This window comes from Streptomyces sp. NPDC090077, from assembly GCF_044747545.1.
In the GTDB taxonomy this organism is placed as follows: domain Bacteria; phylum Actinomycetota; class Actinomycetes; order Streptomycetales; family Streptomycetaceae; genus Streptomyces.
In genome coordinates this window covers 1-15,682 of record NZ_JBIVEG010000006.1, presented here as the reverse complement: position 1 = coordinate 15,682, position 15,682 = coordinate 1, and the positions used below count along the sequence as shown (strand labels likewise).

General features: G+C 72.3%; 11 protein-coding genes. 5 read left to right on the top strand and 6 right to left on the bottom strand.

The window, feature by feature from the left end:
• Positions 1-143: 143 nt before the first annotated feature.
• Positions 144-1,487, bottom strand: a complete 1,344-nt coding sequence (locus tag ACIPW5_RS12515; RefSeq protein WP_401243891.1) for an LCP family protein — start codon at positions 1,485-1,487, stop codon at positions 144-146.
• 106 nt (positions 1,488-1,593) lie between these two features.
• Between ACIPW5_RS12515 and ACIPW5_RS12510 the strand changes: the two genes are divergently transcribed.
• From ACIPW5_RS12510 to ACIPW5_RS12500, 3 genes are all read left to right on the top strand, one after another.
• A complete protein-coding gene (locus ACIPW5_RS12510) occupies positions 1,594-2,130 on the top strand; it encodes an acyl-CoA thioesterase (RefSeq protein WP_401243889.1) in 537 nt (178 codons plus the stop codon).
• A 115-nt stretch (positions 2,131-2,245) separates the two neighbouring features.
• Positions 2,246-3,481, top strand: coding sequence for an acyltransferase family protein (locus tag ACIPW5_RS12505; protein WP_401243888.1), 1,236 nt, complete (start codon positions 2,246-2,248; stop codon positions 3,479-3,481).
• Entirely contained in the window at positions 3,478-5,004 is a 1,527-nt protein-coding gene (locus tag ACIPW5_RS12500) for a glycosyltransferase family 39 protein (RefSeq protein WP_401243886.1), read from the top strand. Before ACIPW5_RS12505 ends, ACIPW5_RS12500 begins: the two co-directional genes overlap by 4 nt.
• A gap of 10 nt (positions 5,005-5,014) precedes the next feature.
• Here the strand turns inward: ACIPW5_RS12500 and ACIPW5_RS12495 are convergent, their stop codons facing one another.
• On the bottom strand, positions 5,015-6,409 hold the full coding sequence (locus tag ACIPW5_RS12495) for an LCP family protein (RefSeq protein ID WP_401244366.1): 1,395 nt from the start codon (positions 6,407-6,409) through the stop codon (positions 5,015-5,017).
• A gap of 305 nt (positions 6,410-6,714) precedes the next feature.
• On the opposite strand from ACIPW5_RS12495, the gene ACIPW5_RS12490 reads away from it, so the two are divergent.
• Positions 6,715-7,758: a glycosyltransferase family 2 protein gene (locus ACIPW5_RS12490; protein ID WP_401243885.1), complete on the top strand. Its 1,044-nt coding sequence runs from the start codon at positions 6,715-6,717 to the stop codon at positions 7,756-7,758.
• Between the two features lie 100 nt (positions 7,759-7,858).
• Here ACIPW5_RS12490 and ACIPW5_RS12485 read toward each other — a convergent pair whose 3' ends face one another.
• From ACIPW5_RS12485 to ACIPW5_RS12470, 4 genes are all read right to left on the bottom strand, one after another.
• Positions 7,859-9,409 (bottom strand): LCP family protein, encoded by a 1,551-nt coding sequence (locus tag ACIPW5_RS12485; RefSeq protein ID WP_401244364.1) that lies wholly within the window; start codon positions 9,407-9,409, stop codon positions 7,859-7,861.
• Between the two features lie 334 nt (positions 9,410-9,743).
• Positions 9,744-11,480 (bottom strand): LCP family protein, encoded by a 1,737-nt coding sequence (locus ACIPW5_RS12480; protein ID WP_401243883.1) that lies wholly within the window; start codon positions 11,478-11,480, stop codon positions 9,744-9,746.
• A gap of 223 nt (positions 11,481-11,703) precedes the next feature.
• The gene (locus ACIPW5_RS12475; RefSeq protein ID WP_401243881.1) at positions 11,704-12,993 is read right to left on the bottom strand and encodes an LCP family protein; all 1,290 of its coding nucleotides are present in this window, start codon (positions 12,991-12,993) and stop codon (positions 11,704-11,706) included.
• Positions 12,994-13,154: 161 nt separating this feature from the next.
• Complete coding sequence (locus ACIPW5_RS12470; protein ID WP_401243879.1) at positions 13,155-13,904, bottom strand: TIGR03089 family protein; 750 nt, start codon at positions 13,902-13,904, stop codon at positions 13,155-13,157.
• Positions 13,905-14,044: 140 nt separating this feature from the next.
• Between ACIPW5_RS12470 and ACIPW5_RS12465 the strand changes: the two genes are divergently transcribed.
• Complete coding sequence (locus ACIPW5_RS12465; RefSeq protein ID WP_401243878.1) at positions 14,045-15,466, top strand: peptidoglycan recognition protein; 1,422 nt, start codon at positions 14,045-14,047, stop codon at positions 15,464-15,466.
• Positions 15,467-15,682: the final 216 nt, after the last annotated feature.

Sequence of the window (15,682 nt, the reverse complement as noted above, 5' to 3'; positions counted from 1 at the left end):
ATTTCTTACGGCCGCGCCGGTTCACGGGCCCGTTCGCGCCTTCCCCCGGGCGTCCGGGCCGCAACAGTCTTGCGAGAAACAGCCGGACTGTCCACAGGGAGTGACCAAGCGAACGCCCGGCCCTCACCCGTCCGGCCGATGCCTCACTGCCCCTTGACGGTCACCTTCTGGTCGTTCTGGATCTCCTTGACCAGCTGCTGCACCTTCGCCTTGTCCCAGACCAGGTTGCCGCCGCGCTCGCCCGAGATCGGCATGTTCATCGACACGCCGTCACCGCCGCTGATGCCCTTCATCGCGAAGAACATCTGCCCCATGTCCCACAGCCCCATGTCCTTGTCCACGATCAGCGTGTCCAGGCCGGCCCCCATGACCGGGTACAGGGAGAAGGGGTTGAGGACCGTGCCCGGGGTCGCCGCCTGGCTCGCGAGCGCCGACAGGAACTTCTGCTGGTTCTTCGTCCGCTGGAGGTCCGACTCGGCGAACGCGTACCGGGTGCGGACGAACGCGAGGGACTGCTCGCCGTTGAGGGTCTGCTTGCCCGCCTTGAAGTCGGCGCCCGACTTCTCGTCCTTGAACGCCTGCTCGATGTTCAGCTCCACCCCGCCGAGCGCGTCGACGATGTTCGCGAAGCCGGCGAAGCCGATCTCGGCGTAGTGGTCGATGCGCAGGCCGGTGTTGAACTCCACCGTCCGCACCAGCAGCTCCGGCCCGTCCTCCGCGTACGCGGCGTTGAGCTTGACCCGGCGCTTCTGCGAGGGGAACTTCTTGCCCGACTGGGAGCCGACGAAGGACGGGATCTCCACGTCCGAGTCGCGCGGCAGCGAGATCATCGTGTTCCCGCTGGAGCACTTCGCCAGGATCATCATCGAGTCGGTGCGCTTGCCCTCGGCGGAGCCCGTGTGGAGCTTCTTCTTCTCCTCGTCGGACATCCCCTCGCGGCTGTCGGAGCCCACGATCAGGTACGTGGTGCAGTCGCCCTCCTTCGGGCGCTCGATGACCTTCGCCAGGTCGACCTCGCGGCGCACCTGGGAGTCCGCCCAGAAGTAGGTGCCGATGCCGGTCACGAGGAGCACGGAGACCACCGCGATCGAACCGATCTTGATCCGCTTGCGCCAGTCCGGCGCCGGCCCCTGCGGCCGCCCCGGACCGCCCGGCGGACGCCCGCCCGGTCCGCCGCCCCCGGGGCCCGCGGGACGCCCGTACACCTGGCCGGTGTTGTAGCCGCTGTCGTACGCGGAGTCGGGCCCCTGCGCCTGCTGCGGCGGCACCCCGTACCCCGGACGGCCGCCGGGACGCCCGCCCGGCGGCGGGGACTGCGGCGGCACCGGCGGACGCGCCGGGCGCTGCGGCTGCCGCTGCTGCGGCTGCCGCTGGACGTGGGGCATCCGCTGCGCCCCGTCCGGCTGCGCCTGCCCGCCGCCGCGCCCGTACCCGTCATCGCGGCGGCCCCGCGCATCGCGCTCGCCGTACCCGTCCCAGTCACTCATGCGCACAAGGATGCCCGCCCGGGAGCACCGCCCGACACCCCGGTCCGTGCTTCGTACCGCGCCTGTTGCACACCTGATGCCTTCGGACCGCACTTAAGGTATTTGCATGACACAGATACCGGACGCACCCGAGGGCAAGCCGATCTCGGCGTCCCGGACCACCCTCAGCCACATCATGACGGCCAACGACACCAACCTGCTCGGCACCGTGCACGGCGGCGTGATCATGAAGCTGGTGGACGACGCCGCCGGCGCCGTGGCCGGACGCCACTCCGGCGGGCCCGCCGTCACCGCCTCCATGGACGAGATGGCCTTCCTCGCCCCGGTCCGCGTCGGCGACCTGGTCCACGTCCGGGCCCAGGTCAACTGGACCGGCCGCACCTCGATGGAGGTCGGCGTACGGGTCCTCGCGGAGCGGTGGAACGAGTCGAGCCCCGCCACCCAGGTCGGCAGCGCCTACCTCGTCTTCACGGCGGTGGACGCCGACGGCAAGCCGCGCCGGGTCCCGCCGGTGCTCCCGGAGACCGAGCAGGACGAGCGCCGCTACCAGGAGGCCCAGATCCGCCGCACCCACCGCCTCGCCCGCCGCCAGGCGATCACCGAGCTCCGCGAGCGGCGGGCCGCCGAGGGCCTGGGGGAATGATCCATTCGGCTGACGAAGCGGGCCGCACGTAGACTCCTCCGCTGACGTCCGACCGCCCGGTAACAGGGCGGTGGCGTGGCCCCCCACCAGTCGCTGCCGCGGAGATGCACTCACGATGTCGAAGGTCGCACCGCCACCGCTGGATCCGAAGTCCCTGCAGGCCATACCCGGCCCGCGCACGGGCTCGGGCTCGGGCACGGCCGCGGTCCGCCGGCCGCGCCTGCGCGCCCTGGACGGCCTGCGCCTGGTGGCCGCGCTGATGGTGGTCCTCTTCCACTGGGTCGGCGTCAACCGCTACCCGACGGTGTGGGGCGGGACCCCCGAGAAGCTGATGCCCGTGCTGCACGCGTTCAGCGCCTACGGCTTCCTCGGCGTCCAGCTGTTCTTCCTGATCAGCGGCTTCGTCATCTGCATGTCCTGCTGGGGGCGTACGCCCCGGCAGTACTTCACCTCACGCGTCGTGCGCCTCTTCCCCGCGTACTGGGTCGCCATCCTGCTGACCGGCCTGGTCGTCAACTACGCCGCGACGGCCCGCCCGACGCGTGGCCACCTGACGCTCGGTGACTTCCTGTCCAACATGACGATGCTCCAGCAGCCGCTCGGCGTGGCCGAGGTGGACCCGGTCTACTGGACCCTCTGGGTCGAGCTGCGCTTCTACCTGATCTTCGCCTTCGTGGTGGCCCTCGGCCTGACCTACCGCCGGGTGCTGGTCTTCTGCGGGATCTGGATGGTCCTGTCGGTCGTGGTCCCGGGCACGGACATGAAGATGCTGGAACTGTTCGTCATGCCCGAGTACGCGCCGTACTTCATCGGCGGCGTCATCATGTACCTGATCTACCGGTTCGGTGCGAACTGGCTGCTCCTCGCCTCGGTCGGGTTCACGTTCCTGGTGGCCCAGCACCAGCTGGTGGGCACGGGCAACAGCTTCAAGTACGGCGTGATGCACGCGATCAGCTGGGAGGTCATGGTGGTCGTCTGCCTGATCGCCTACGCCGTCGTGCTGGCCGCGGCCATGGGCGCCTTCGACCGCATCCAGTGGAAGTGGCTCACCACCGCCGGCGCGCTCACCTACCCCGTGTACCTGCTGCACCAGGAGATCGGCTTCGCCCTGATCCGCTGGTTCCGCAACCTCGGAATGGGCGCCTGGCCGACCCTCGGCGCCGTCCTCACCGCCCTCCTCGTGCTCTCCTGGCTCGTGCACCGGTACGCCGAGCGGCCCCTGTCCGCCCTCATGCGGCGCATGCTCGACGCCCCCGGCCTGGCCCTGCCGAAGTCCGACCCACCCGTACGCAGCCGCGCCGCGACCACCGAGCGCCCTGCCGTTCCCGCAGAAGGCGCTTCCACCCGATGACCTCCGCACGCACGCTGCCCGACTCCCCGGCCGGTCCGGCCGGGCGCCGACGCGCCGGGACGGACGAGGAGCCCGTGGCGGCCTCCCGCCGCGCCCTCCCGGCCCGCTACGACTGGCTGTGGGCCGCCCTGCTGACGCTCGCCGTCGCCGCCGTCGGGATCGGCCGGGCGCAGCCCTGGCGGGACGAGCTCGCCAGCTGGAACGCCGCCTCGCGCAGCACCGGCGAGCTGATCGACATGCTGGGGCACGTCGACGCCGTCTCCGGCCTCTACTACCTCCTGCTGCACGGCTGGATCTCCGTCTTCGGGGACTCCACCGCCATGCTCCGGCTCCCGTCGGCGCTCGCCATGGCCGGCGCCGCCGCCTTCGCCGTCCTGACGGCCCGCACGCTCTTCGACCGCCGCACGGCCGTCTTCACCGGGCTGCTCTTCGCCTTCGTGCCCGCCGTCTCCCGGTACGGCCAGGAGGCGCGGTCGTACGCCTTCGTCGTACTCGCCGTCAGCGCCGCGACCTGGCTGCTGATGCGGGCGCTGGAGCGGCCGGTCCTGCGGCGCTGGGCCCCGTACGCCCTCGCCGTGGCCGCGGCCGGGCTGTTCCACGTGGTGTCCCTGCTCTTCCTGCTGCCGCACGGCCTGATCGTGCTCGGCCGCTGGTGGCGGGACCGCCGCGGGCGCACCGTCGTCGCCTACGCGGCGACCGTGGCCGTCGCCCTGCTCCCCGTCGTGCCGCTGGTGCTGCTGGGCCAGAGCCAGGCGGGCCGCCAGATCGGCTGGATCAAGACCCCGCACCTGCGGAGCGTCGCCGACCTCTGGAACAACCTCTTCGGCTCCCCGACCATCGGCCTCGCCCTCGCCGCACTGGTGCTGCTCCCGCTCGCGTGGAGCCGGGGCCGGCGGCCCGCCGTGGAGCTCCTGCTCGTCGGCGCCGCCCCGATCGGGGCCGCCTGGGTGGTCTCGCAGGGCAGCACCTCGTACTTCATGGACCGCTACCTGCTCTTCACCCTGCCCGCCTGGGTGGTGCTCGCGGCCGCCGCCCTGGCCGCGCTGCGGCCGCTGCGGGCCGGGGCGCTCCTGCTGGCGGCGCTGGTCCTCCTCGGCCTGCCCGACCAGCGGCAGATGCGCACCGAGTGGGCCAGGGTCGGCCTCGACGGCCAGGCCGCGGCGCAGCTCATCACCAAGGGCTACCGGCCCGGGGACGGTTTCGTGCCGGTCCGCGGCGCCGACCGGGTCTTCATGATCGACTTCCAGGTGGAGTACTTCCTGCCGGAGCGCGTCCGGCTCCGGGACGTCTTCGCGGAGCGCTCGGCGCTCGACAGCGACGACCTGTTCCCGCAGGAGTGCGCCCGGCCCGTGGACTGCCTGCGCGCCACCCCGCGGGTGTGGGTGGTCACCTGGAGCGGCACGAAGGACCCGTTCCACAAGCTCCCGAAGGAGCAGGCCGACGCGCTGCGCGGACACTACAAGGTGGTCGAGAGCAAGACGGTCCGCGGCCTGAGCGTCACCCTGCTGGAGCGCGCCGCCTAGGCGGACACCCCTAGGGCCCGCACACCACCTGGTCGCCGGTGACGGCCTGGGCGGCCCCGCCGCCCTGGTAGGGGTCCTCGGCCCGCACCGGCACCACCTTGCGGTACTCCGACCCGGCCGTCACCAGCACCGTGCGGCCCTGCCCGGCGACCGCGCGCAGCTCGCTGCCCGGCAGCGCGGCCGCCACCGTGCGCGCGGAACGGTCCCAGCGCGGGTCGTACGCGATCACCGTGCGCCGCACGTCGCGGCTGGCGCCGTTGCCCGGGGCGCGGGTGGTGTCGAAGCCGGTGGCGCGCAGGGCCTCGTCCACCCGGCCGCCGAGCCCGTCGATCCGGGTCCCGTTCTCCACCTGGACCCGGATCTGCTGCGGCGGCACGTCCACCGGCACGGCGGCGGGCCGCTGCCGCCCGCCCGGACCGCCGCCGGGCCGGGGCGGGGCGAGCGGGCGGTCCTGGCGCAGCGACTCGAAGAGCCGGTCGGCCTTCGGCCCGTCCCACTTCACCGTCGAGCCGATGCCCTTCACCGGGTACGCGGCGTCCCCGACCGGCACCGAGGCGAACTCGGACGAGGAGGGCGTGAAGCCGCGCATGGCCTGCCCCAGGGCCAGCATCTGCTCCGACCCGAAGTCCCGGTCGGCCCGCACGGACCCCAGCAGGGTGGCGCTGACCTCCTTGAACTTCACCGGGTTGAGCAGCACCCCGCCCCCGGTGGCCTGTTTGACGAGGGCGGCGACGAACCGCTGCTGGCGCTGCATGCGGCCCAGGTCGGAGGCCCCGTCGACATGGCGGGAGCGCACGTACTGCAGGGCCTGGCCGCCGCCCAGCCGGTGCGTGCCGGGCAGCAGGTCCAGGCCGGTGTTCTGGTCGTGCAGGGCCTTGGCGGTGCAGATCTCCACGCCGCCCATCGCGTCGACGGTCTTCATGAAGCTGCTGAAGTCGACCTCCAGGTAGTGGTCGATCTTGACCCGGGTCATGTTCTCCACGGTGCGCACGGTCAGGTTCGGCCCGCCTTCCGCGTAGGCCGCGTTGAGCTTCACGGGGTGGGGCCGGTGCGGCTTGCCGGTCACGGGGTCGCGGTGCGCGGGCAGCTCGGCGTAGCTGTCGCGGGGCAGGCTGACGACGCTGGCCCGCTCCCGGTCGGCGGAGAGGTGCACCAGCATGATCGTGTCGGTGCAGTGGCAGGGGGCGCCGCCGAGGCGGTACGCGCGCTTCTCCTCCGGGCTGATCCGGTCCCGCCCGTCGGTGCCGACGAGCAGGAAGTTCATCCCGTGTCCGGCCTGCGGGCGGTTCTTCATGTCCTTGAAGGGGTCGACCCGTTCGATCCCGGTGTCCAGGCCGGTCATCACCGCGTGCCCGACGGCCCCGGAGCCCAGCACCACCAGCGACAGGCCCGCCGCGATCCGCACCCCCCACCGGGGGCGGCCCTCCCGGCGCCGGCCCCGGTGGCCGCCGCCGCGCGCACGCTGCGGCTGGGAGGGCCTGGCGGGTGGGGTGGGACGGTGCGGCTGGGGCACGGTGGACACCTCCGCGGGGGACGGCAGGGGGACGGAGCCGGCCGTTCGTTCACGATGCCGCCCGGCCGGCACATCGGGCAGATTTGTCAGAACAGTAGGCCCATACGATCAGCCTCTGTCCGTACCGCTCGTCCGCCGCGCACCCGGTTCCCCCGTACGCGGTAACGTGACACCGATACCCGACCGTGAAGGACGACATGCCCGCCCAGCAGCCCGCAGTCTCGGTGATCATGCCGGTGCTCAACGAGGAGCGCCATCTGCGCGACTCCGTCCGGCACATCCTCGGACAGGAGTACGCAGGCGAGATGGAGGTGGTGATCGCGCTCGGGCCGTCCACGGACCGCACCGACGAGATCGCCGCCGAGCTCGTGCGCGAGACCGCGTCCAATGGACGAGCCCGCGTCCACACCGTCCCCAACCCCACCGGACGGACCCCCGCCGCCCTCAACGCCGCGATCAAGGCCTCCCGCCACCCGATCGTCGTCCGCGTCGACGGCCACGGCATGCTCTCCCCGGACTACATCGCCACCGCCGTCCGCCTCCTGGAGGAGACCGGTGCGCAGAACGTCGGCGGCATCATGCACGCCGAGGGCGAGAACGCCTGGGAGCAGGCCGTCGCCGCCGCGATGACCTCGAAGATCGGCGTCGGCAACGCGGCCTTCCACACCGGCGGCCAGGCCGGCCCGGCGGAGACCGTCTACCTCGGCGTTTTCCGCCGCGAGGCCCTGGAACAGCAGGGCGGGTACAACGAGGAGTTCATCCGCGCCCAGGACTGGGAGCTGAACTTCCGCATCCGCGAGGCGGGCGGGCTCATCTGGTTCTCGCCCGAGCTGAAGGTCCAGTACCGCCCGAGGCCCTCCGTACGGGCCCTGGCCAAGCAGTACAAGGACTACGGCCGCTGGCGCCACGTCGTGGCCCGCTACCACCCGGGCTCCATCAACCTGCGCTACCTGGCCCCGCCGACCGCCGTCTGCGCGATCGCGGCCGGTCTCGTCGCGGGCGCGACCGTCACCCCGTGGGCCTTCGCCGTCCCGGCCGGCTACCTCGCGGCGATCACCGCCGGATCCGTCCCCGCCGGCCGGGGACTGCCGCTGAAGGCCCGGGCGCAGATCCCCGTCGCCCTCGCGACCATGCACATGTCCTGGGGCTTCGGCTTCCTCACCAGCCCGCGCTCGCTGGCCCGCAAGGTCATCGAGAGCCGCCGGCCCGCGGTCCCGGCCCGGGACCGCTCGCAGGTCTGACACCGCCCGCCCGCCCGGGATCCGGGCGGGGCGGAACGACGGAAGGGGTGGCCCGGTCCTCCACGGACCGGGTCACCCCTTCGCGTTCAATCCGCCCGGCTCACCAGCGGTACGGCTTGTAGACCTCCATGCAGGCCCCGGTGTCCGAACCGTTGAGGGCGTCGGCCGTGTCCGGCACGGAACCGGCCTCCGGCGGCGCCTGCTGCGGGTAGACGGCGCCGTCGCGCCAGTCGGCACCGACGACCAGGGTGATCCGGGAGACGTCCGCCGACTGCTGCACCGCGGTGCCCGGGATGCCCATGGCCGCCGCCACGCTCTGCGCCTCGTCGGCCAGGTCGGGGCTCGGGTAGCGCACCACGGTGGTCTTCTCCGGGGTCAGCGCGCTGTCCGCGCGGGCCCCGGTGAAGCCCTTGGAGACCAGGGCGTCCGCCACCACGTTCGCCCGCCGGGGTGCCAGCGGCATCTTCTCCACGGCGGTGCCGTTGACCACGTTGACCTGGATCTTGTCCGGGGCGGTCGACGGCTGCGCCGACGCCCCCTGGCTCGGCTGGCCCGGCTGAGCCGACTGGCCCGGCTGCGCGGACTGCGAGGCCCCCGGGGCGGGGGCGGAGGCCGAGGCCGAGGCCGAGGCCTGCGCGGAGGGGCTCTCCGGGGCCGTCGGGGTGCCGTTCTTGTCGAAGGCCACGTCCTTGCGGAGCATCGTCCACAGCTTGTCGGCGTCCGCCGGGTTGACGACGAGGCGGTCCGGGTCCGAGGGGTCCTGGAAGGTCGGCATCGTCGTCATCGTGATGCGGTTGGTCGGCACGTCCTTGAGCTGCATGGCCAGGTTGTAGAGCTTCTTGACCGAGCCGATCTCCTCGGAGACCTCCAGCGCCTTGGTGCCGGCCTCGGCCAGCGCCGTGATGCGGCCGACGTCGGTGAACGCGTTCTGGCTCTTGAGCTCGCGCATCATCGAGTTCATGTACATGTGCTGGGCCTGCGCCCGGCCCAGGTCGCTGCTGAAGGCGTGCCGGGTGCGCAGCCACTGGAGGGCCTGCTCGCCCTTGACCCGGGTCGTGCCCTTCTGGAGCTTGAGGCCGGAGCCGCCGCCGGAGGTGGCCAGGGGCCGGTCCCAGACGTTGTCCTTGACGCAGACCGGGACGCCGCCGACCGCGTCGGCCATCTGCACCACACCGGAGAAGTCGATCATCATCCAGTGGTCGATGTAGACGTTCGTCAGCCGTTCCCAGGTGGCCAGCGTGCAGCCGGGGCCGCCGCGGCCGAGCGACTCGTTGATCATCGCCCGGGTCTTCTTGAACTTCTCGCCGCTCTTCGGGTCCGTGCACTCGGGTATCTCGACCCGGGTGTCGCGCGGGATGCTCACCACGGAGGCGTTCTGCCGGTCGGCCGAGACGTGCAGCAGCATCTGCACGTCCGCGAGCGGGGCGTTGCCCACGGTGTCGCGGCTGCCGCCGAGTTCGACGTTCTCCGGCTTGTTGCGGCTGTCCGAGCCGATCAGCAGGATGTTCAGCGGCCGCTGGCCCTTGGCGTTCGCGTGGGTCTTCTCCACGCTGCTGTCCCCGCTCAGGCGCTGCCCGCTGCGGATGTTGCCGTTGAGATGGCGGTAGTAGAGGTACCCGGCCGCCGAGGTCCCCAGGATCAGGAACGCCATGACGGACGCCACCCAGAACAGCACCCGGCGGCGCCGCCGCCGGACCGGTATCCCACTCTCCGCGGGCTCGGACGCGTCCGAGCCCTTCCGGGGCGGGGGCACCGATGCGGCGGTCTTCTGCTCGCCGTCGGATATGCCGTCGGCGGCCTGGTCGGGCGCCCCCTCCCCCCGCACGCTGCTGTGCTTCACGCGTCCCCCCTCAAGATCACTACTGGTCGGTATCGTGCCGGTCCTACCGGCTACCGCCCGTCATACGCCGGTCGGTCGGAAAGATTCGGTGGTACTGGTGCCGTGCTGTGCCGTAACAGCCGTCCGCCCACGTGGTGCGGACCGCTCACTTCGCGCAGACCGCCTTGTCCGCCTCGACCCGCTGGAGCCCCTCGGGCGCCTGCTGCGGAGTCTCCGGCGCACCGAGCGGCTTGCCGGGCTCCTTGAAGTCGGAGCCCAGCGTCAGTTTCATCGGCGTCCTCGGACCCGCGTCCACGGACCCCATCTTCAGGGCCGCACCGGACAGCCCCATCATGTCCGCCAGCGCCCGCGCCTGGTCGGCCTGGTTCGGGGCGAACTCCAGCTGGGTGGCCCCGAGCCGGGTGGAGGCGTTGCCGTGGTTGCTGGCCTTGAGGACGCCCTTGGCGTTCTGTAGCCAGGTCAGGGTAGTGGAGGCCGATCCCGGGGGACCGCCGCCGTTGTACACGTCCACCCTGACGTCCCCCGCCGGCGCGCGGTTGCCCTGGAGCACCGCGTCCTGCCGGCTCTTGGCGTCGGCGTCGGCCGCCTCCTTCGCCGCCGCCTCCTTCTTCTCGACCTCGGTCAGCGAGACGTCCCCGCGGATCATCCGGAGCAGCGGTTCGGCCTGCGAGGGGTTGAGGACGACGGTCGACTTGCGGTTCGCCGGCTCGTTCGGGTTGTCGAGCACCGGGAGCGTGGTGAAGGTGACGTTCTTGAGGTTGATGTCCTTCAGCTCACCGGCGAGATCGGTCAGCTTGCCGATCGACCCCAGCCCCTGGTCCACCGTCAGCGACTTGGTGGCCGCCTCCGCCAGCGACACGAACTTCTTCGGACTGGTCAGCGTCTCCTTGGACTTCATCTCCCGCAGCATCGAACCGAGGAACTGCTGCTGCGTCTTGATCCGGTCCAGGTCGCTCTCGTTGCCGAACGCGTGCCGCGTCCGTACGAAGGCCAGCGCCATCTCGCCCTGGAGGCGGTGCTCGCCCGCCTTCAGGTTCAGCTTGGAATCCCGGTCGTTGACGTCCTTCTCCACGCAGACGGGCACCCCGCCCACCGCCGTGCTCAGGCTCTTCACCGCGTTGAAGTCGACCATCATGAAGTTGTCGACCTCGATGCCGGTCAGCTGCTTGACCGTGCGCATCGTGCAGCCCGGGTCGCGCCCCTCCTGGCCCAGGCTGTTGTTGAAGCGGGTGCCCGAGGTGGCGGGAACGTCCTTCACCGAACCGTTCGGCTGCTTCGTCGGGCAGACCGGGATGTCGGTGATCAGGTCGCGCGGGATGGACAGCGCCGTCGCGTTGGTGCGGTCCTTGGACACGTGGAAGAGGATCGTGGTGTCGGCGTGGCCGACGCTCTCCGCGTCCCCGTAGCCCTCGTTGCCCTTGCCGCTGCGCTTGTCCGTGCCGATCACCAGGATGTTGATCGGCTGGTCCTTCTTGAAACCGGAGCCCACGCCACCGGTGTCGATGACCTTGAGGTTGCCGTTCAGGTGCTGGTAGTAGAGGTACGAACCCAGCCCGCCGCCGACCAGCAGCAGCGCCAGCGTCCCGCCCGTCGCCACCAGGACCTTGCGGCGCCGGGGCGGACCGCCGCCCTTGCGGGGACGCCCGCCGCGCCGCCCGCCGGACGGTCCCTCGCCACGGCGGGGCTTGGGAACGGCGGGGGAGGGGGCGGTCGGCGCGGAGGGGGCCGTGGCGTTCCTGCGGGTTCTGCGGGGCGCGGCGACGGTGTGCTGCTGCGCAGCGGAATCTCCCAGTCGCAGTTCGTAGTTGCCGGTGCGGGGATTGAGCACCCACTGGTCTGCGGGGTCGATCTCGTCCGCCCGCCCACGGCTTTGCGCATCCACGGTTGCTCGAATCCTCCGTCGGTGCTTCGCGACGCGCCTCCCCCCAGGCACGCGGTCAACGATCCGGCTGCTGGTGCACGGCCTCTTTCACGGCCGGTGCACCGGATCGCTCACCTTATCCGGCCAGGTCAGCGCCAAACCATGCTGGTGACAAAATCCACTCTCTCTATAACGGGCCAAAGCGCCCATCGGGCTCGGTTGCACCCCGGGCTTTTGGATTGCTTTACCGGCAGTCGGCCGCGGCCGCCGTCGTTCCCGTGAAAGTCGGCGCCGGAGCGGTCGGCACGGAGCTTCCGCTTTTCCCCGGTGAGGGCTCCGGCGAAGCCGCCGCCGGTCCGGTGGCCGTGGCCGGTCCGGCCCCCTCCGGGACCGGTTCCGAGGAGCTCGCGAGAGGCTCCGGATCGGGTGCCCGATCCGGTTCCGGTCGGACCTGCGGATCGGCCTCCGGAGAGGTGATCGTCACCGGCCGGTCCATGCGCAGCTGCTCGAACAGCCGCGCCGCGTCGGGCTCCACGAGCTCGTCCCGGTTCGGATCCGCCGCGAACGGGCGACGCGGCACGGTCAGGAACTTGACCTGGTCGGTCGGTATGTCCCGTACGCCCCGTACGAGTTCATACAGGCCCCGCAACGACGCCAGCCCCGGATCGGTGGTCACCGAGGAGGTGGCCGCGTCCAGCAGCGGATAGAGCCGCGCCGGATTCAGCAGCACCCCGTTGCTCTGCACCTTCTCCACCAGTGAACCCAGGAACTGCTGCTGACGCTCCATCCGCTCGGTGTCGCTGCCGTCGCCCAGACCGTACCGGGCCCGGACGAACCCGAGCGCCTGCTCGCCCCGGAGCAGCTGGCGCCCCGCCGGGAGCCTCAGGTGCGCCTCCTCGTCCACCACCGGCCGCTTCAGACAGACCTCGACCCCGCCGACCGCGTCCACCATCTTCTTGAACCCGCCGAAGTCCAGCACCATGTGGTGGTCGATCCGGATACCGGTCAGCCGCTCGACCGTACGGATCGTGCAGGCGGCCCCGCCCCACTGGAAGGCCCAGTTGAACTGCGCGAACCGCTCACCGGTCCGGGTGCCGTCCGGCTTCAGGCAGCTCGGGATCTCCGTCATCAGGTCCCGGGGCAGGGAGACGGCCGTGGCGCTCCCGCGGTCCGCCGGCAGGTGCAGCAGGATCGTGGTGTCCGAGCGCTGGGTGCCCTCGTCCTGCCCGTACCGCGAGTTGGCCGTGCCCGACCGGGAGTCCGACCCGATCAGCAGGATGTTCTGGGCGCCCGCGCCGAAGTGCGCCGGGCGCTCGCGCTCGTAGCGCCGCAGCTCGGCCTCGGCGGACGTGTCCTCGGTGATGTTCCCGTCCAGCTTCGCGTACAGCCACCAGCCGGCCGCCGCCCCCGCCAGCACCAGCAGCACGAGCCCCAGCCCGATCCAGCGCAGCAGCCGGCGCCGCCGGCCGCGCGGAGGCGTCCCACTGCCTCCGGCCACCCCGGAGCCGTACGGTATGCCCGCGCTGCCCGTCACTCGCGCTCCGTCCCCTCACCTGGCCGGCGACCAGCCGTACGGGTGAGCACGGCCTGGAGCCGATCCTGCCCCCGGGTGACGTCGAGGGCCCGGGGGCAGGGGCCGGGCAAGGGCCATGTGGGTGACAAATCGCAGCGGAGCCGCCGCCCGGCCGGGTGCGGTCAGACCCTGACGGTGACCCGCTCGCTCTCCACGCGCTGCTCCAGCGCCTGGGGCGACAGCGCGTCCAGGTTGCGGCACAGCACCACCGAGCCGCCCGTGGCTAGTGCCCCGTACAGCCCGGCCGACAGCCCCTCCCAGCTGTCGTAGCCCAGGCCCGACAGCACCCGGGCGCCCTCGCCGGCGCCCCGGCCGGCCGCGTCCGCACGCGCCCGTGCGACCAGGTCCGCGTACGACAGCTCCTCGCCGCCCACCACCAGTCCCGGGCCGTCGGCGTCGACCGGCGCGAACGGCGCGAACCGGTCACCCTGGCCCGGTACCTCCACCGCGTAGTCCGCGAACCCGGCCGGCGGCTGCGGGAACCGCCCGCCCAGCGGACGCAGCGCCAGCGCCACCCGCTCGCCCGAGCAGGCGCGGGCCTCCTCCAGGGTGTCGGGCCCGCTCACCACCAGGTCCGCCCCGGCGGGATCCCCGCCCACCTCGGCCACCACCCCGACCGAGGCGCAGGCGAGCAGCCACACGGCGCTCTGCCAGTGCGCGGGGAGCAGCAGCGCCAGGCGGTCGCCCGGCTCGGCGCCCAGGTCGCCCTGGAGCAGATTGGCGGTCTTGGCCACCCAATTGGCGAAGGTGGCGACGGACAATTCCACGCGCTCGCCCGTGGCGTCGTCGTAGAAGGTCACGAGCGGGCGGCCCGGATCGGCGGCGAGCGCGGATCGCAGCAGGTCGGCAGGGGTGCGGTCAGTGGCGTTCACCCGGCCCAGCGTACGCGGGCCCGTCCCCCGTACGGGGGGCGGCGGCTCCCCCGTACGGGGGCGGGCGGCCGCACTGATCATCGGACGGAGCGTCAGTTCTCCGATGGCGTTTCGTGGAGGCTGTGCCCAGCATCGATTGCATGCGCGGATTCCTTGCTTCCTCCATCGGCGTCGCGACGGCTGCCGCACTGGCCCTGCCGCTCGCGCTATCCACCCCTGCCCTCGCCGAGTCGGCCCCGGCGGACCCCGCCGGCTCCACCCAGTCGCTGCCGCTCGTCGCGCTGGCACCCCCCGACGCCCGCATCCCCGGCGTGCCCGGCATGAGCGCCGCCCCGGACCCGGCCGAGACCCGGGGCCTTCCGGCGCGCGAGGTCAAGACGTTCTCGCTGGTCGGCCTCGTCTGGGACGACGTGACCACCCCGCTCGTCGGCCGCGTCCAGGTCCGCACCCGCGCGGCAGGCACGCAGCAGTGGTCGGACTGGCAGGACCTCGACACCCACAACGGCGAACACGCCGCCGACCCCGACGCGACGGAACGCGGCACCGGCCGCGTCCGCGGCAGCACCGCCCCCCTGTGGGTCGGAGCCTCCGACGGAGTGGAGGTCCGCGTCCAGGCGGAGACCGCCGGCACCCGGGCGGCGTCCCGGCTGCCGTCGGGCATGCGCATCGAGCTCGTCGACCCGGGCGCGGCGGCACCCGTCGCCGTACTCGACGGCAAGAACGGCTCCGGCACCACCACGACCCGCCCGGCGCAGCGCCCCTCGGACGACTCGGACGACGACAAGGGCGACACCGCGGTACAGGCCGGCATGACCATGGAGACGGCGGAGGCCTCCTCCGCCAACCTCCCGCACGCCCCGCTCGGCGCACTGGAGATCCCCGCACTGAACAAGGCGGACACCACGGCCGACGCCGCCTTCGCCGCCGAAGGCGAACTCACCGCGGCCGCCGCGCCGTACATCGGCCCCCGCCCGAAGATCGTCACCCGGCGCGGCTGGGGCGCCGACGAGTCCCTGCGCGAGACCGGCTTCGTCTACACCAGCACCGTCAAGGCGGCCTTCGTCCACCACACCGCCTCCGGCAACAACTACGCCTGCAAGGACGCCCCGGCGGTGCTCAGGAGCCTGTACCGCTACCACGTGGTGAGCAGCGGCTGGCGGGACTTCGGCTACAACTTCGCCGTCGACAAGTGCGGGACGGTCTACGAGGGCCGGGCGGGCGGAGTCGCCAAGCCGGTGCTCGGCGCGCACACCATGGGGTTCAACGCGAACAGCATGGGCATCGCGGTGCTCGGCAGCTACTCCTCCACCGCCCCGCCCGCCCCGGCGGTGGACGCGGTGGCCCGCCTCACGGCCTGGAAGCTGGGCCTCTTCGGCGCCGACCCGCGGGCGAAGACCACCCTGAAGTCCGGCGGCGGCAACCGCTACCCCAAGGGCAGCAACGTGAAGCTGAACGTCATCTCGGGCCACCGCGACGGCTTCGCCACCGAATGCCCGGGCCGCCTCCTCTACAACCAGCTCCCCCCGACCCGCACGAGCTCGGCGAAGCTGCAGGGGCGGTAGGGGGGGGCGGGGCGCGAGCCCGCTATCTCCCCCTCGACCCCCGCCGGTCGATCGGCGCCTGCCCACCCGCCTCCCAGGGTGCGGGTGGGTGGGGCTGGGGGCGGTAGCCCCCTGGACCGGATCAGAGCTGGTTGGGGGCTTCCCGTCAGTCCCATCGTCCTTCCGGTTCGTGCCGGCCTGTCAAGGGCGCTCCCTTCGGTCGCGTCGCTTCGCGAT